This window comes from Micromonospora globosa (assembly GCF_000717585.1).
Lineage (GTDB): Bacteria > Actinomycetota > Actinomycetes > Mycobacteriales > Micromonosporaceae > Micromonospora > Micromonospora aurantiaca.
Genome location: NZ_JNZR01000046.1, coordinates 1 through 17,456 on the forward strand (window position 1 = coordinate 1; position 17,456 = coordinate 17,456).

Annotated in this window: 16 protein-coding genes and 1 riboswitch; of the genes, 4 read left to right on the forward strand and 12 right to left on the reverse strand. The window is 67.2% G+C overall.

The window, feature by feature from the left end; translation table 11 throughout:
- The 7 genes from IF06_RS34780 to IF06_RS0129640 form a co-directional block, all read right to left on the reverse strand.
- The coding region (locus IF06_RS34780) for a serine dehydratase beta chain (protein ID WP_157551548.1) at positions 1-100 on the reverse strand (100 nt) is incomplete at its 3' end.
- A gap of 105 nt (positions 101-205) precedes the next feature.
- The gene (locus tag IF06_RS0129615; protein WP_013476189.1) at positions 206-1,132 is read right to left on the reverse strand and encodes a proline dehydrogenase family protein; all 927 of its coding nucleotides are present in this window, start codon (positions 1,130-1,132) and stop codon (positions 206-208) included.
- A 93-nt stretch (positions 1,133-1,225) separates the two neighbouring features.
- The gene (gene glyA / locus IF06_RS0129620; protein WP_013476188.1) at positions 1,226-2,494 is read right to left on the reverse strand and encodes a serine hydroxymethyltransferase; all 1,269 of its coding nucleotides are present in this window, start codon (positions 2,492-2,494) and stop codon (positions 1,226-1,228) included.
- A 6-nt stretch (positions 2,495-2,500) separates the two neighbouring features.
- Positions 2,501-2,878 (reverse strand): glycine cleavage system protein GcvH, encoded by a 378-nt coding sequence (gene gcvH / locus IF06_RS0129625; RefSeq protein ID WP_013476187.1) that lies wholly within the window; start codon positions 2,876-2,878, stop codon positions 2,501-2,503.
- Between the two features lie 32 nt (positions 2,879-2,910).
- Positions 2,911-4,038 (reverse strand): glycine cleavage system aminomethyltransferase GcvT, encoded by a 1,128-nt coding sequence (gene gcvT, locus IF06_RS0129630; protein ID WP_030274974.1) that lies wholly within the window; start codon positions 4,036-4,038, stop codon positions 2,911-2,913.
- 138 nt (positions 4,039-4,176) lie between these two features.
- Positions 4,177-4,266, reverse strand: a riboswitch (glycine riboswitch).
- A 105-nt stretch (positions 4,267-4,371) separates the two neighbouring features.
- On the reverse strand, positions 4,372-5,334 hold the full coding sequence (locus IF06_RS0129635) for a LysR family transcriptional regulator (protein WP_013476185.1): 963 nt from the start codon (positions 5,332-5,334) through the stop codon (positions 4,372-4,374).
- Between the two features lie 108 nt (positions 5,335-5,442).
- A complete protein-coding gene (locus IF06_RS0129640; protein WP_232236795.1) occupies positions 5,443-7,977 on the reverse strand; it encodes a collagenase in 2,535 nt (844 codons plus the stop codon).
- 320 nt (positions 7,978-8,297) lie between these two features.
- Here IF06_RS0129640 and IF06_RS0129645 point away from each other — a divergent pair, with 320 nt between their 5' ends.
- Positions 8,298-9,035, forward strand: coding sequence for a response regulator transcription factor (locus tag IF06_RS0129645; protein WP_051611145.1), 738 nt, complete (start codon positions 8,298-8,300; stop codon positions 9,033-9,035).
- A 101-nt stretch (positions 9,036-9,136) separates the two neighbouring features.
- Positions 9,137-10,165, forward strand: a complete 1,029-nt coding sequence (locus tag IF06_RS0129650; protein ID WP_232236796.1) for an acetamidase/formamidase family protein — start codon at positions 9,137-9,139, stop codon at positions 10,163-10,165.
- Here IF06_RS0129650 and IF06_RS0129655 read toward each other — a convergent pair.
- From IF06_RS0129655 to IF06_RS0129675, 5 genes are all read right to left on the reverse strand, one after another.
- Entirely contained in the window at positions 10,137-11,180 is a 1,044-nt protein-coding gene (locus IF06_RS0129655) for a LysR family transcriptional regulator (RefSeq protein WP_013476181.1), read from the reverse strand. The genes IF06_RS0129650 and IF06_RS0129655 overlap by 29 nt on opposite strands.
- Before the next feature lie 163 nt (positions 11,181-11,343).
- Complete coding sequence (locus IF06_RS0129660; RefSeq protein ID WP_013476180.1) at positions 11,344-11,796, reverse strand: universal stress protein; 453 nt, start codon at positions 11,794-11,796, stop codon at positions 11,344-11,346.
- On the reverse strand, positions 11,793-13,295 hold the full coding sequence (locus tag IF06_RS0129665; RefSeq protein WP_013476179.1) for a tripartite tricarboxylate transporter permease: 1,503 nt from the start codon (positions 13,293-13,295) through the stop codon (positions 11,793-11,795). Before IF06_RS0129665 ends, IF06_RS0129660 begins: the two co-directional genes overlap by 4 nt.
- A complete protein-coding gene (locus tag IF06_RS0129670) occupies positions 13,296-13,925 on the reverse strand; it encodes a tripartite tricarboxylate transporter TctB family protein (RefSeq protein WP_030274982.1) in 630 nt (209 codons plus the stop codon).
- Entirely contained in the window at positions 13,922-14,902 is a 981-nt protein-coding gene (locus IF06_RS0129675) for a Bug family tripartite tricarboxylate transporter substrate binding protein (protein ID WP_232236797.1), read from the reverse strand. Before IF06_RS0129675 ends, IF06_RS0129670 begins: the two co-directional genes overlap by 4 nt.
- Before the next feature lie 126 nt (positions 14,903-15,028).
- On the opposite strand from IF06_RS0129675, the gene IF06_RS0129680 reads away from it, so the two are divergent.
- Positions 15,029-16,714, forward strand: coding sequence for a sensor histidine kinase (locus IF06_RS0129680; RefSeq protein ID WP_143025384.1), 1,686 nt, complete (start codon positions 15,029-15,031; stop codon positions 16,712-16,714).
- Positions 16,711-17,397: a response regulator gene (locus tag IF06_RS0129685; protein ID WP_013476175.1), complete on the forward strand. Its 687-nt coding sequence runs from the start codon at positions 16,711-16,713 to the stop codon at positions 17,395-17,397. Before IF06_RS0129680 ends, IF06_RS0129685 begins: the two co-directional genes overlap by 4 nt.
- Positions 17,398-17,456 lie beyond the last annotated feature (59 nt).

Genomic DNA, 17,456 nt, shown 5'->3' on the forward strand with positions numbered 1-17,456 from the left:
TCAGACCCGCCACGAACGTACGGGCGGCCCGCATCGGCCCGACGGTGTGCGAGCTGGACGGCCCGATACCGACGCTGAAAAGATCGAAAACACTGATCACGGCGCAATGCTCCTGTCATCGCCACGCACGGTGGTCTTCGGTTCCGCGCGACCGCCCATGGCTGCCTGGTCCGCGACGAACGATGCCGGAAGCTCCGCGTCGCGATCAGTCGGCGGCGCCAGGCTTGAAGGATCGAGCCAGGAGGAGCAGGTTCGCGGGCTTCTCGGCAAGCCTGCGGGTGAAATATGCGTACCAGTCCTGTCCATACGGCAGATACACCCGCACGCGGTAGCCCTCCCCCGCAAGCCGCGTCTGCTCGTTCGCGCGGATGCCGTACAGCATCTGGACCTCGAAATCGGTGGTGCTCCGGCCACCGGCGCTCGCGAGCCCGATGGCGCTGTCGATCAGGCGGGGGTCGTGGGTCGCCACCATGGGATAGCCCTGGCCCTGCATCAGGATCCGCAGGCACCTGTCGAATGCCTCGTCGATCTGACGTCGTCGCGTATATGCCACTGACGCCGGCTCCGCGTAGGCTCCCTTGACCAGGCGGACCCGGCTCCCTGCGTACGCGAGGCGCTGGCAGTCCGCCGGGGTACGGTGCAAGCACGCCTGCAGCGCCACGCCCACCCAGGGAAATTCGGTACGCAGTTCGTCCAGCACGGCCAGCGTCAGGTCAACCGTGGTGTGATCCTCCATGTCGAGGGTTACCGTGGCGTCGGCGGCAGCCGCAGCGGCACAGATGTCGCGCGTCAGCCGATAGGCGTGTCGGCGACCGTTGTGGGGCAGCGCGCTACCGAGCGCCGACAGTTTCACCGACACCTCGGCCATACCGGGCATCCGCGTCGCGGAGAGTAGGCTGAGATACGCGTCGCGTACAGCGGCAGCCTGCTCGACTGTCGTTGTTCCTTCGCCGAGATGGTCGATCGTCACCCGCATCCCGGATTCGACGATGCGCCGCGCCACTGCGATCGCCTCGTCGTTCACCTCGCCGGCAACGAATCGTTGCACCACGCCCCGGGTCAGGGGGGATCCGGCGATGATTCTCCGGAGTCGGTGACTGCCGGCCGCCATCAGCAACAGCTTGTTCGGCAATTGGGGTCCTTTCTCGGGGCTGTTGTCGCCCTCAGGAAGCAAGGCGTGACGAAGCGATCTACCACCCGCGGGAAGCTCGGGTTCCCCGTACGGTCAGGAGGTGTGGCCGGGGTGGAGGGGGTGCCGATCGACGAGGCGAGCCACCCGCGTGCGTAGCGACGTGTCAGCCTCCTTGGCGGTCAGAGCATCGGCGATGATGTCGGCCACCTCCGTGAAGTCCGCTTCGGAGAACCCTCGGGTGGCGAGACCGGAGGTACCGATCCGTAGCCCGGAGGTGACCATCGGCGGGCGTGGGTCGAATGGCACGGCGTTACGGTTGACGGTGATGCCGACGCCTTGCAGCAGCCGCTCCGCCTGCGCGCCATCGAGATCCGCGTGGCTCAGGTCGACCAGCACCAGGTGCACGTCGGTGCCTCCGCTGACCACCCGGATGCCGGCCTTCGCGACCTCGGCGGCGCAGAGACGATCGGCAACGATCTTCGCTCCGGTCAGGGCGCGCCGCTGCTGATCCTGGAACTGCGGTTCTCCGGCGATCCGAAAGGCCACTGCCTTCGCAGCCACGACATGCGCCAGCGGACCACCTTGCTGGCCTGGGAAGACCGCCGAGTCCAGCCTCCGCGCGAGATCGGTGTAGGCGCTGAGGATGGTGCCGCCGCGGGGGCCGCCGAGGGTCTTGTGCGTGGTCAGGGTGACGACATGGGCGTGAGGGACCGGGTTGGGATGCAGACCGGCCGCGACCAACCCGGCGAAATGTGCCATGTCTACGAGCAGGTATGCGCCTAGCTTATCGGCGATCCGCCGGAACCGGGCGAAGTCGAGCGTTCGAGGGTAGGCCGACCAGCCGGCGATGAGCAGCTTCGGCCGATGCTCGCGCGCCAGCTCTTGGACCTCATCCATGTCGATCAGGTGGTTCTCGGCGCCTACGCGATAGCTCACGGCCCGGTACAGCCGCCCCGAGTAGTTGATGCGCATGCCATGGGTCAGATGACCGCCGTGAGCGAGGTCGAGCCCGAGGATGGTGTCACCCGGCTCGATCAGAGCAGCCATCACGGCGGCGTTCGCCTGCGATCCGGAATGCGGCTGCACGTTCGCGTAGGCGGCGCCGAACAGGCGCTTGGCCCGGTCGATCGCCAGGCGCTCGATGTCGTCGACATGCTCGCATCCGCTGTAGTAGCGCCGTCCCGGGTAGCCCTCCGCGTACTTGTTGGTGAGGGCCGATCCCTGCGCCTGAAGGACGGCTCGGGGCGCGAGATTCTCGGAGGCGATCATGCCCAGGGTCTCGTGTTGCCGGCGTAGCTCCCGGCCGATCGCCTCGGCGACGGCGGGGTCGAGGTCGGCCAGATCATCGTCGAAGGCTGCCATCGGGGCCTACCGCGACTCGTTGGAGAAGGCGCGGTACTCGTCCGGCGACATCAGGGAAGGCATCTGCGCCAGCCGGACCCGCAGGAGCCAGCCTTTGCCGTACGGATCGGCGCCGATCAGGCCCGGATTGGCGATGACCGCCTCGTTGACGGCGACGACCTCTCCGCTGACCGGGAGATACAGCTCCGCGACCGACTTCGTGGACTCGACCTCTCCACACACGTCACCGGCAGTCAGGTGGCTCCCCGGCTCGGGCAGTTGCACATAGATGACATCACCCAGCGCTTCGGCGGCGAACGCGGTGATGCCTACTTCGGCCGGCTGAACCGAGTCGTTGACCCACTCGTGGTTGAGGCTGTACTTCAGGTGTTCCGGTACGTTCATGACGCTGAACCCTCGCAAGGAATGGCCGCGGATCACCGCGGACGACGGTAGAACGGAAGAGGGACGATCTCGACCGGCTCGGTGGTCCCCCTGATCTGCACGGCCAGCCGGATGCTGTCGCTGGTGCCGGCACGGATGCTGGCCATCGCGATCGGCCGTTTGAATGTGGGTGAAGGGGTGCCGCTTGTGATGAGGCCGACCGGATCAGCACCATGGCCGTCGTCGGTCAGCGTCACCACCTGCTGGCCCGCTCGGGGAATTCTCTGCCCGGACGCGACGAGGCCGACGAGCCGACGGGTAACGCCGCTCTTGTGGGCCTCGGCCAGCGCGGCTCGTCCGACGAAGTCGCCTGGTTTGACGAAGGACACCACCCGCCCCAGCCCGGCATCGAACGGGGTGACGTCACGGCCGATCTCTGCGCCGTACAACGGCATTCCAGCCTCGATGCGGAGGGTGTCGCGGCACGCCAGCCCTGTGGGCGTCAAGCCGTGACGCCGACCGGCCACAAGCGCTGCTTCCCACGTGCGCACCGCGTCTTCGGCGTGTACGAGCAGTTCGAAGCCGTCTTCGCCGGTGTAGCCGGTACGAGCGACGACGGCTGGACGACCGTCGATGTCCAGTAGCGCTGCGGTGTAGTAGCGGAGCCGGGTGAGTCCCGTACCGGTCAGGGCTTCCACGATGGGGGCGGCGCGCGGCCCCTGCACCGCGATGATCGCCCGCTCGTTCGTGCGGTCGGCGGCCCAGGCCGCGTAGTCCGCACAACGGGTCCTGATGGCCGCATGTACGACGCGTGTGTTGATGGCGTTGACGACCAGCAGGTACCGGTTCGATGCGAGGCGATAGGCAACGAGGTCGTCCAGCACCCCGCCGGCGGCGTCGCAGAGCATGGTGTAGCGCGCGCCACCGATCGGTACGGCAGACAGGTGCCCGACCAGAGCGTAGTTCAGTGCTGTCGGGGCCTCCGGCCCCGATACCTCGAGCTGCCCCATGTGGCTGAGGTCGAAGAGGCCGGCCTGTTCGCGTACGGCGCGGTGCTCAGCGAGCTCGCTTCCGTAGCGAAGGGGCATCCGCCAGCCGCTGAAGTCGGTGAATCGAGCTCCGTGTCCTATATGTGATGCATGCAGAGGTGAGCGGAGCAGAGCCGCAGGGTCCTGGTGCACGGGGGCGCTCCTCGTCCCGACGCACGCGGCGTCGAACGGTCGGTTGCCTCCCGCTCTGTCATTGACCTGAGAGCTTCACCGCTGCGTCAGCGGCTTGCACCGTGGGTGAGACGACGGTCGTCTGCTTTCCAGAGTCACCTCGCCTGCACGGTAATGGGGCCTGAGAGTTTCTTGGGAGTTTGCTCCTTCGGCGCTCCGAATGAACGGAGTCTCTCCCGTGCAGGTTCGAATGGTGTCTATGTAGTTGTGGGCCATTCGCAGGTTAGGTGACGGCACATACCGCGTCAACATCATCCTGCCCATAGCTGATGCCTATATATCGCCGTCGGATCGCTACGACGCTGCGGGATGGGCGTGGGGATTGGCCCGCCACCATCGGGCGAAGGCAGCGTTGTCGTTGACGTGATCCAGGTAGGCCCGGGTGATGGCCTGGAACAAAGCGCTGCTCTGTGCAGAGGTCAGCGCATCGCGCCGCCAGACGACCATCAGCCTGGCCAGCAACTGCGGCTCCCCGCGCAGCGGCAGCACCCGAGTCCCGGCGGCCGGGGCCCAGGTCGGGTCGACCAGCCGGACACCGTCTCCGGCGGCCACCAGTGGGTGCGCGGCGCCACTCGGCGCTTCGTACCGGATCTTCGGCTCGAAACCTGCGGCGCGGCAGGCCCGTCGCAGCGAGGCGAGTGAGCCGTCGTCCGGCCCCGGCGGACACACCCACGATTCGTTTCTCAGGTCGGCCAGCCGCACCTGCTCGTGGTGGGACTGCGGGTGGGAGGCGGACATGGCGACGAAGATCGGGTAACGGGGGATCAGTGGCCGGCTGGTGAGCGTGGGACCGATCGGCAGCTCGAAGCCCTCAAGGATGCCCAGCAACGCGGCATCCAACTGGCCTCGGGTGAGCGCCTCCACCAACAGTCGCGAGGACGGCTCTATCTGCAGCGCGATCTCCGGATCCGGGAACGCTTCCGCGACGTGGCGTACGAGGCTGCCCGCGCAGGCGATGTGGACGGTGCCGAGTCGGAGCAAACCTGGAATGGGGTGCCGGTCGCCGAAGTCCTCGACGAGCGCGTCGACCTCGGCCAGCACGACGCGGGCGCGCTGGAGCACCTGCTTGCCGAGTTCGGTCGGTTGCATACCGGTACGGCTTCGGACGAACAGCGGCCCACCGACCGTCTTCTCGATCCGATGCACCTGGGCCGTCAGCGCGGGCTGTGACAGGCCCAGGCGGGCGGCGGCGCCGGTCACGCTTCCGGCCTCGGCGATGGCACTGATCGCCCGCAGGTGGCGCACATCGATGCCCATGACCGAGATTATGCACGCGGCCGCAGGCGGCGCGGCGGCCACAGGCCAGGCGGGCGCGCCGCCCGGCAACTCCCGCCGGGCGGCGAACTCATACCCATCACATGTGGTTCAGTAGCGCGTGCTCACCGTGGTGCCAGAGCAGGCGGTCTTCCCGTAGAGGCTGATGTAGTGGTAGCCGGCGGCCGGGCTGGGGATGGCCAGCGACTCGGTGTTGCCGGCCCCGGCGGAGGAGCGGGTGGCGTTGCTGGTGGTGGCCCAGCTCGACGGACTGTAGTAGAGATCGCAGTTGCCCGTGCCGCCGGCCACGGCAATGGTGAGGGTGCTGACGCCGGCGGGCAGGTAGATGTACAGGTAGTCGTAGTTGCCCGCGGTCGCGGAGCGTCCACTGCGCTGGCAGTTGCGGTCGAGGGTACGCGTGTCAGTGCCGCTGCATTCCGGCACGGTGGTGCCGCCACCCGTCGTGACCGAGATCGTCTGGGACGATCTCGCGGTCGCCCCCTGGTTGTCGGTGACCGTCAGCGAGACGGTGTAGGTGCCGGCCGCAGCGTAGGTCTTGCTGGGGTTGACGGCCGACGAGGTGCTCCCGTCCCCGAAGGCCCACTGCCGGGAGGCGATGCTGCCGTCGGCGTCCGAGGACCGGTCGGTGAAGGTGGCGGTGAGCCCACTGGTCGCCACGGTGAACGAGGCGGACGGCGGCTGGTTGGTCGGGGGCGGCGTGGTGCTCCCGCCGCAATCCCCTGCCGCGCAGCGCGTCAGCCAGGCGTCGAAGTCGGCGTCGTAGCGTGAGCCGATGGTGCTGGTGAGGTACGTGCGGGCGGCGTTGAATGCCCCCGATCGGTAGTATCCGAGCACTGTCGTCATGTCCGGCCGATGGGACTGCATCATGTACCGCACGGCCAGATAGCCCCAGTTGTAGATGCGCGTCTGGTCGTTGTTGTAGGTGGTGTCGAACAGCGTGCGCAGCGCATAGGTGTGGTTGCCCGCCTGGCTCTGGGCACTGGTGTAGGTGACGTTCCGGTAGGAGTAGGAGACGTACTCGGCGAAGCCTTCGATCCACCAGATGGTAGGTGTGGTGATGTTGGCGCTGAAGTCGCCGTACATGTTGAACCGGCCATCGAGGTAGTGGGTGTACTCGTGGTTGAGGTTCCAGATCTGGAAGGCCGGCCGGACCCACTCGGCTTCGTAGGCGATGAACCTTGCCTGGTTGTTGGGGTCCGACGGGTTGCCCTCCAGGTACATGCCACCGTTGTTCGTATCGATGCCGTAGATGGCGCCCGCGTAGGTCTGGTAGTCGGTGCTCGAGTTGAAGACGACAACCTCGATGTCGGTGTTGACATCGCCTGCCACCGGCCCGCTGTCTGCGACCAGGCTGTGGAAGTAGGCGTCCTGGCCCTTCAGGCTGGTGCAGGACTGGCTCAGTTCAGCCGAGGTCATGTCCTGCGCGACGATCTTGATCGACGGGCTGCATGTGTAGTTGATGGTCAGGACAGAGCTGGTCAGCTGGGCGGAGAGGTTGCAGGTGGTGTAGTAGGAGCAGTTGGCGACGTCGTATGCCTGGGTCATCTCCGCGACGCCGACCCAGAGCGGCGCGGTCGGGCCGGTCATGTTGCTTCGCGAGAGAAGCGCCGACGCCATCGGCCGCACGATGGGCTTGAGCGGGGCGTGCTGCAGGAATCGTCCGAGTTCCCGGCCCGCGTTCGACGTGAGGTAGCCGTTGTCGGTGCCGAGAAGACCAGCGTGGGTGTTCGCGAAGTTGTACAGGTTGTCGAGCACGGTGCGGTCGGCCTGCACGGCGGAGACGAACGCGGGCACCTGGTGGCCTCGGAACAGCACCGTGTAGACGTTGTTGACCGCGTTGAGCATGTACCAGGACGAGGTGTACGACGAGTTGAAGCCGGTCAGGAGCCGGTTCACCACGAACAGGTATCGGGCGTTCTCCTGTGCGCTGTCGATGAGCGTCACCGCCTCCGCCAGGGTCTCACCGTTGGCGTCGGTCACGTCCCAGGCGCGTGGGTTCGCGAAGAAGGCGTCGAGCGCTGAGCGGATCGCGGTCTGGAGTGCCGGCCCGTAGGTTCCGACGCTCGTGTCGTACCACTGCACGTAGTAGCCGGCCCGCAGGTAGAGAACGAGCTGGGGCATGCCGGTGGAGGGGTTACCCGGGTAGCCGGGCGAGCCGTCGCGCACCGCGTACGCGACGCTTGCCATCTGCGCCTCGCGGAAGGCGTTGTAGGCATCGCTGCCGGAGAGGCTGAACAGGCTGTTGATGCAGTCGACCGTGGATCCCTTGATCTGGCTGACCAGCGCCGACCCCGTTCGGCTGGTGAAGTCTGCGGTGCTGCAGGCGGCAGCGGCGGCGCGAGACCCGGCGTCCGACGGCCGAGCGCGTCGCTTCGGGGTTGCCGGGCGGTCGTAGTCGACACGGGCGGCGTCCTTCGCGGCCGGCTGCGGCGGGCGCTTGTGTACGGGGAGCGCCTGCTCGCTCACATGGTCTACCCGGTCCTTGCCCCGAACAGTCGCATCGCCCGCTGCCGGCGGTGCCGCATCGGCCTTCCTGGCCTGCTGCCCGGGTGGCACGGGCCGCGCCGAGTTCGCGGCGGCCGGCGGCGCGATGACGCCGCAGGCGAGCGTCAGCGCGGTGAGCACGCCGATCAGCTGACCTAGTCTTCGCCGCAATGGGTGTCCAGACATGCTCTCTCCTCATGGGCGAGGGTGTGATCCAGCAAAGGCGCTGACGCACTTCGATGGATGCTTGGGGGGTGGACGCTAGCCAGGCGGCTCCAGCGGCCACAACGAGTCCACAGCGGGTGGTCAGGGTGGCCCGCCTGGGCCTTACCGGAACCTGTGAGCGATGCGTCGAGGGTCGTCGGATCGATCAGGCGACGTGATGGACAGATGACATGAAAGCGGGCGGTCCGGTCGTGCGATCGTCCAGGTGTTCACGATTCAGACACCGGACGGCAACCATGGCGACCATCTTGCTCATCGACGAAGACCATCGCTATCGGCGGCTACTCGGCGATCAGTTGACGCGCTTCGGTCATCTGGTCACCGAGATCGCCCTCCATGAGAGCGGGCGGACGTTGTCCGACCTGACCTGCCACACCCACCGGAGGCCGGATGTCGTGATCGTGGACCCGGTCGTGCCGGCGGTGGACGGGCTGCTGCTGATGCGCCTGCTGTGTGTCGCGTCCCGCCGCCCGGTTCTGGCACACAGCATCAGGAGTATCGATGATGACGTCGTCCGCATGCTGCGCGCCGGCGCAGACGGATTCCTGCCGAAGCCGTGTCCACCCGCGGTGGTTGACGCCTCCGTCCGCGCTCTGCTGCGCCGGGTTCCGCCGGCACCGCCTCCGGCGCCGTCCGAGGTCGGCGCTCTTCGCATCGATGTGGCAGGTCGCAGCGTCTCAGTGGACGGACGACCCGTGGCGCTGACGCGTACCGAGTTCGAGCTTCTCGCCTATCTCGCGGAGCACCCCGGCCGGGTGGTGCCACGGTCGCAGCTCCGGACGAGGATCCGCGCGGAGGGCCTGCCGTCGGCGGCGTCCCTGGACGTCCTGCTGTCCCGTCTGCGGCGCAAGCTGGGCGAGCGCTCGACAGGCACGAAATACCTGCACACCGCTCGGGGGCGGGGAGTCTCGTTGCGACCGGTTCCGGCGCGGGAGCAGATCACGCAGACATCCGGGAGCGATGCGGCGCGTTGATCGCCGATCGTTCTGGGCCGCGCCGCGGCGCACTTCATGGAGGACCGCGATGCGTTGCGGCAAGGGACGTGGTCCGGCGGGCCGTTACCAGACGAAGCAGCATGACGAGGGACGAGTGTGATGTCATGGGGAAGATCGGTCATCGGCCCGCCGAGCGACAACTCGCTTACACGTTCGGGGGTCGGATACCAGTCGCGCATCTGCGCTCCGGTGACGTGCTGGAGGTGTACACCGAGGACTGCTTCGGTGGCCGGCTTCGCAGTGCGACCGACCTGTCGTCCTGGATGTTGGAGACGCCGCATCTGAATCCGGTCTCCGGACCCTTCCTGATCGAGGAGGCCGAGCCCGGTGACACACTCGCCATCCACATCGTCTCGGTCGTTCCCGCGCGAGACTGGGGGGTGTCGTCCACGCCTCCACACATCGGCGCGCTCGGAACCGGTGTGCGAGCGCTCGCGCTTGGCGCACCGGTCGAGGCGCGGGTCTGGTTCTACGAGATAGACCGTCGGGCTGGAACGGTCCGGTTCCAGTCGACGAGAACGGACCATGCAGTGGACCTGCCGCTGGAGCCGACTATCGGCACCATAGGCGTGTCTCCCGGGAGACTCGAGGCTCGGTCCACCATGGTGCCTGATTTCTACGGCGGGAAGCTCGACATCCCCGAGGCGCGTGCGGGCGCGACCCTGTACCTGGGTGTCAACGTTCACGGGGCGATGCTTGCGCTCGGTGACGGCCACGCTCGCCAGGGGCACGGCCAGGCCTGTCCGGCCGGTGTGGCGATCGCTACCGTCACCACTGTCGCCATTGAGGTGATCAAGGGATGGCAAACCAGCTGGCCACGGTTGGAGACCGACCTCGATCTCATGTCGATCGGCTGCGCCCGTCCTCTCGATGACGCCTATCGAATAGCTCACCAGGATCTGGTGAGCTGGGTCGGATCCTTGGCGGGGCTGGAGATGCTGGACGCTCATCAGCTCGTCTCGCAGGCAGGGCGGACGGCCCTCGGCAACGTGCGCGACGCGAACTACACGCTTCTCGCCGCGATCGGGAGACGGCTGGTCCCCCATCCTGCTGCCGCGTACGACGACGCACACGATCGGCTCAAGCGGACCGCCGCCTCGGCGGGATAGCGGTCGTCGATCCCTCCACGCACCGGGGCGTGCTTGCTGGTCGATGAGAGTGCTGTTCGTCGTCGCGAGGCGCCGTCAGACAAGCTGTTGGGTGCCTCGACCAGCGCGGCTGGAAAACGGGGCTCTCCATCGCGAACGTCGAGTAGGTGCCGAGGATAACCTCGAAGAGGCGGTCGGCCTGTTCGGCACTCATGCGACGGCGATGCCACCAGAGCGTGAGGTGCATGCGCAGCGGTTCCCCGGCGAGGGGAACGACTGCGACTCCCGGACCGCCATGGGAGGTCGGCTCCACCAGCTGAACGGCGCGTCCGGAGCCGACGAGCTGCCGCCCGCCGCCGCTAGGCACGTCGAACTGGATTCGCGGGGTGAAGCCTGCCTTGCGGGCCGCCTGCCAGAAGGCGGACAGGGAACCGTCCTCTCCGCCGGGCGGCCTGATCCATGCCTCTTCTTTGAGCCCTTCCAGGGGGATCTCCCGAAGACCCGCCGCCCGGTGGGCGCTGGAGACAGCGACGTACACCGGGATTGCCGACGCGAGCACCCGCTCACCTAGTTCCTGCGGGAGTGGAATCTGATGGGACTCCGCAATCGCCAGCACCGCCACATCGAGGTCCCCGTGCACCAGTCGCTGGGCGAGCCTCAGGCTGGACGGCTCGACGCACATGGAGAAAGAGATATCCGGGAAGCTCGTCTCCAGACAATGGAACAGAGACGAGACGCACTCCATGTGCACCGATCCAAATCGGATCGTGCCCGCCGGGCCGGCGATCTCTCCCCCCAACGCGTCCATTTCGGCGACCAATAGGCGGGCTCGTTGGAGGAACTGCTCTCCGAAGGTGGTGGATCGAGCGCCACCGCGCCCGCGCTGGAATATCTGATGACCGACCATCCGTTCGACACGCTGAAGCAGGGTCGTGACGGAGGGCTGCGAGATCCCCAGTCTGGATGCTGCTTTCGAGATGCTTCCGGTATCGGCGATCGCGCAAACGACTCTCAGATGCCGGATTTCCAGATCCATGCGTGCACCCTATCCATCCGGGTTCAGGCCGGGTAGTCGCTACTCCCCCGTCCTCGCGCGAGGTCATGTCGTCAAGAAAGCGTCGCAGTCTCGGTGGCAATGGCGGGCGGAAGCTTCACGAGCATTCATGAACCGTCATTGGGCTCGTGGTGGTGACCGGCGGCTACGGCTCACTGGGGAGAGGCCAGCGGGACGGCCCCGCTGCCCGAGATATCCGTCGTGGCGTCACGGCCTTCACCGCGAGGACCGGGCAGGAGACCCGGAGCAGGATCTCCTGTGCGGTCGAGCCCAGGATCAGCTTGCCGATCGGGCTTCGATGCCGGATTCCGATGACTACCAACGACACATCCTGCGCCTCGGCGAGATCGGCTATCTCCTCGGCGGCGTCCCGACCCTGCATGAGCTGCCTGATCGCGAACGGCACCCCGGACGCGGTCAGCTCGCGGGTCACCGCGTCCAGGTCGGGCTGCTGAGCGAAGCAGGGATCGACGTAGGCATCTCCCCGCGAGGTGTTCACCACGAGCACCGGCTCGTCGCGGAATCGCGCTTGTCCGATCGCGGCCTGCAGGGCCGCCATTCCCATCGGGGATGGAACGTATCCCACCAGAACGGTCACCCTGTCACCATCCTTGCACGCCGGCGGAGGACGAACCGCCGGACCAACGGCCAGAAGAGCACCACCAGCACGGTGGTGTAGATCAGACCCGACACCCAGCCACCCAGCAGCCCGTGCCACTCTCCACCGGACAGCTGCAACGCCCGGCGGCCCTGCAGTTCGGCGCGCGGAGCCAGGATCACCCCGACGATCAGCGGCAGGATCGGCAGCCCGAACCGGCGCAGGCCGAAGCCGAGCAGGCCGAGTACGAGCAGCAGGAAAAGGTCGAACGGCTGTGCGTTGACGGCGTACGCGCCCATCGACGCGAAGAAGAGGATGCCGGCGTAGAGATACGGTCGAGGAATCCGAAGCAGCCGCGCCCAGGCGGGCGCGAGCGGGAGATTCAGCACCAGCAGCAGCAGATTCCCGACGAAGAGGCTGGCGATGAGCGTCCAGACCAGACCCGACTCCCGCTCGAAGAGCAGCGGGCCGGGTTGGATGCCGTACTGCTCGAAGGCGGCCAGCATCACCGCGGCGGTGGCGTTGGTGGGCAGGCCGATGGCGAGCATCGGTACCAGCGTGCCGGCGGCGGACGCGTTGTTGGCCGCCTCGGGGCCGGCAACGCCTTCGATCGCTCCCCGACCGAACTCGTCCCGGTGCTTGGACAACTTCTTCTCGGTGGCATACGACAGGAACGTGGGTATCTCAGCGCCACCCGCGGGTAGCGCCCCGAACGGGAATCCGTAAGCGGTGCCGCGCAGCCAGGGCTTCCAGGACCGGCGCCAGTCGTCGCGGCCCATCCACGGCCGGCCGACCGGGATCACCTCGGCCGGACGGCGTCGGAGGTGCGCGGCGATCCAGAGCGCTTCGCCCACGGCGAAGATCCCGACAGCCACCACAACCACGTCGATGCCGTCTGCGAGCTGCGGCACACCGAAGGTGAGCCGCTGTTGACCGGTCACCCTGTCGATCCCCACCACTCCGATGACCAGGCCGATCAGCAACGAGGCGAAACCGCGTACCCGGGAGGCGCCCAGCACCGAGGTGACGGCGACGAACGACAGCAGCATCAGGGCGAAGTAGTCCGGCGCGCCGAGGCTGACCGCGAACCGGACCACCGGCGGGGTGATGACCACAAGCAGCAGGGTGGCGATGGTTCCGGCGACGAACGACCCGATCGCGGCGGTGGCCAGCGCCTGCGCTGCCCGGCCGGCCTTGGCCATCTTGTTGCCCTCGATCGCGGTCACCACCGACGAGGACTCACCGGGAGTGTTGAGCAGGATCGACGTGGTCGATCCGCCGTACATTCCGCCGTAGAAGATGCCGGCGAACATGATGAAGGCCTGCGTGGGCTCCATGCCGTACGTCACAGGCAGCAGCAGCGCCACTGTCATCGCGGGGCCGATGCCCGGTAGTACACCGACCGCGGTGCCGATGGTGACACCGAGAAGCGCGATGAGCAGGTTCATCGGCGTCGCCACGTGGGCGAACCCGTCGAGAAGCGAATGGAGGTTCTGCATCTACAGGACTCCTCGCAGCACGCCAGCGGGCAGGTTGATGCCAAGCCCGATGGCGAATGTGTAGAACGTGATGAGCGAGAGCCCCACGGCGATCAGCAGGTTCCGGACGTGGTCGCGGCTGCCGAGCGCGAACGCCGTACCCCAGAAGAGCAACGCGCCACTGATCACCCAGCCGAGCGGCTCGATCAACACTGCGTTGGTCAGGAACGCCGCGACGAGAAGCAGGACGGTGCGCCAGTCGACAGGAGTGGCCAGGTCGACGTCCTCGCCAGCCTCCGGCTCACCGACGCCGCCACGAGCCACATCAACGGCGTAGACCACCGCGACGACCATGAGCAGCGTTCCGAGCAGGATCGGCACCGGCCGTGGGCCGAGCGGGTCGGTGCTGCTCACCGCCTGACCGATCTGGGTCGCGTCGACGACAACCATGACCCCGACCAGCGCCAGGAAGACGCAGACGACGTACTGTGCGCGGTCCGGCTTCGACGCATCCGCTGCGGAACGCGGAGCGTCGTCCGCTCGTACCGCGTCCGACGGCTCGGGCGCGGGCTGGATCGGGATGTCAGACAACGCCGGGAACCGAGACGGCGAACCGCCGTCCCGATCCGATCGGCTCGGCCGGCCGGTCATGCCAGGCCGAGCTGCTTGAGCAGGTCAGCCACCGACTTGTCCTGCTGGGTGAGGAAGGCGGCGAACTGATCGCCTGTGACGAACGCGTCAGTCCAGCCCCGCTTGGTGAGCTCGGTCTTCCACTCGGCGGAGTCGTGCATCCTGGTCAACGCATCGATCCACAGCTTCTTGTCAGCGTCGCTGATGCCGGGCGGTGCGACGATGCCCCGCCAGTTGGTGAAGACGAGGTCGATACCTGCGGACTTCAGCGTCGGTACCTCCGGAAGCGCGTCGACCGGCGCTTCGCTGGTCACCGCGAGAACCCGGAGCTGCCCGGCCTCGACCTGATCGAGGAACTCCCCGAACCCACTTGCGCCGAAGGCCACCTTGCCTCCGAGCAAGGCTGGCAGTAGCTCGCCTCCGCCGTCGTACGAGATGTAGTTGACCTGTCGCGGGTCGATGCCGATGGTCTTGGCCAATTGCATCGGCAGCAGGTGGTCGGGGCCTCCGGGAGACGAGCCGCCGCCGACAGCGAGGCCCTCCGGGTTGGCCTTCCAGGCCGTGACCAAGTCGTTGATCGTCCGGTACGGCGAGTCCTTCGGCACGACGACCGCGCCTGCTTCCTCGATCATTTTGGCCAGCGGGGTGGTATCGGTCAGAGTGGCCGACGACTTCGAGGTGTACGAGGCGCCGACCACCCCCAGCCCCATCTGCATCGCAAGCTTGCCGTTGCCCTTCTCGTTCACGATGCGCTGCAGTCCGACCGTGCCGCCCGCTCCGGGCAGGTTGAACACCTGCACGCCAGCGGCGATCTTGGCATCCTCCATCACCTTCGCCGCCGTGCGGGCCGTGGTGTCGTATCCACCACCGGGGCTGTTCGGCACCATGATGCGTAGACCGGTGATCGGCTTGCCGTCGCCGCCCACGCCCGCCTCGCCCTCTTCTGCCGTGGCGCCGCAGCCCACCAGGGCAAGCGCCATGGTTACGGAGACGCCCACGAGTAGCGCATTTCTTCTGGTTGCCATCATGTTTCTCTTCCGTTTCGATTCAGACCGGCGGCAAGATGATGACCCCGACGCAGGGTCCCCGTCTGCCTTGTGTCACCAGCGGAAGTTGAGGTCGTTGTGGTCGCGGTCATGCCTCGGCGTCGTACGCTCGCCGGGCAGTTGCTCGCTCTCCAACTCGCGATCATCGTCGTGGTGCTCGCAGCGGTGGCGGCCGTGTCGCTGGCGCAGTCGGCGGCCACCTTCAACCGGGTCGAAGGCCGCCGTGTTGCTGCCCTCGGCGAACAACTCGCCGGGAACCCGCTGCTACGGGACCGCCTCGACCGGCCGGCGCCCGGGGAGACGATCGCGTCCCTGGTGCAGAACCTGCCGGTTCAGGCAAACGTGACCACCGTCAGCGTCGCCGATGACAGCGGACAGATAGTCACCTCCACCAACCCAACGCTTGTCGGCAGCCTCATGGTGCTCGGTGATCCGAGGGTCGCCGGCGGTCGGAGCTGGTTCGGTGAGCTGGCGGTGGGCGGGGCACGCGAGCTGGTGGCGCAGGTGCCGGTCCTGGGCGACCGCAAGAAGGAGAACCTCGGGCGGCATCTGGGCGTGGTGATGGTCGGCGAGGCACTTCCGTCCTGGTGGCAACGGCTGGTCGGCGCTTCGTCCTACCTCTTCACCTACCTCGGCATAGCCAGCGCCCTCGGAGTGCTCGGATCATGGCTGCTGGCCCGGCGCATCAAGCGGCAGACCCTCGGCCTCGAACCGCGGGAGATCGCCGGTCTGGCAGAGCACCGGGAAGCGCTGCTGCACGGCCTAGCCGAAGGGGTCATCGCGCTCGATCCGCAACACCGGGTCACGCTGGTCAACTCTGTCGGCCGCCGATTGCTCGACCTGCCCGAACATTGCCTCGGCCGCAGCCTGTCGGAGCTACGGATCGAGGGCCGGCTACGCGACGTACTCACGGGGGCGGGCAGCGCGCGGGAGACGCGGGACCAGGTCGTGGTGCGGGGCGGCCGGGTGCTCGTGATGAGCCGGATGAGGGTGAACAAGGACGGCCGGCGGCTCGGCTCGGTCACCACACTGCGGGACCGGACCGAGCTGGCCCGCCTGGAGCAGGAGATCGGTTCCTTTCGCAGTACCACTGAGTCGCTGCGCGCACAGACACACGAGTTCGCGAATCAGCTGCACACCATCTCCGGGCTGATCCAGATCGGTGAGCACGAGGAGGTGGTCCGGTATGTCGAGGCGCTCAGCCGGCATCGCGCCTCCCTGGACCTCGCGGTGACGAGCCGGATCCACGACACTGCGGTGGCAGCTCTGCTCACGGCCAAATCGGCGGTCGCCGCCGAGCGCCGCGTGGAACTGCGGATCTCTGAGCGGACCAGGTTGGGCCGGCTGGACATGGCGGTATCAGCCGATGTGGGTACGGTGTTGGGCAACCTCGTGGACAACGCCGTCGAAGCCGTCGCAGGAGGCCGGAATGTCTCCCCCGCGGACTCGGGCGCCTGCCCGGACATCAACGGCAGGCCGGGCGCCGGAAACCAGTGGGTAGAAGTCGAGTTGCGTCAGGATTCCGCATCGATCGAAATCGTCGTCCGCGACTCGGGGCCGGGGATCGCTCCCCGACTGGCGCAGGAAGTGTTCGCCCACGGTTTCACGACGAAAGCGGCAGAGGGCGGTGAACGGGGTATCGGCCTCGCGCTCACCCGCATGGTCTGTCACCGCCGCGGTGGTGAGGTCGCAGTGACGAACACCGAGGAGGGCGCGATGTTCACCGCGCGAATGTCGGTAGCGCCGCTGGAGGCAGGGCCGTGATCGACGTGCTGATCGTTGATGATGACTTCAGGGTGGCCCGGATCCATCGCGGTTTCGTCGAACGGCTCGAAGACTTCCGGGTCGTGGCAACCGCGAGCACCGGGGAAGAGGCAATCGCCGCGGTGGAGCAGTTGCGCCCAGACCTGGTGCTGCTCGACTTGTACCTTCCGGACATGTTCGGCCTCGACGTGGTCGCCAGGCTGCACACCGCCGGGCATGACTGCGATGTCCTCGTTATCAGCGCTGCCCGGGAGAGCGACAATGTACGCCGGGCGGTGCGGTACGGCGCGGTCAACTACCTTCTCAAACCATTCAGCTTCGAGGAACTGCGGGGCAGGCTCGAGCAGTATGCCGCGCGGCGCAGCACTCTCTCGAAGAGCATGGTCTGCGACCAGGGGGATATCGACCGGGCGCTCACGTCGAGCAGCCCGATCACCGGCTCGTCCGCTCTCCCCCGCGGCCTCAGCCCAGAGACTGCCGGACTGGTGGAGGAGATCCTCCGGAAGCAAGCGGGAACCCTCTCCGCCGCCGAGTGTGCGCATCAGATCGGCATCTCCCGAGTCAGTGCCCGCCGTTACCTCGAACACTTCGCCGTAGTCGGCCGGGCCGCAGTAACACTCAGGTACGGAAACACCGGACGGCCGGAACGCCGTTACCGCTGGACGGTCCGTTCTGGATCTTGAAAGGTCAACTCGTTCATTGCAACTCGGCCTGTCAGCGTGGTCGTCACCGTTAATCACCG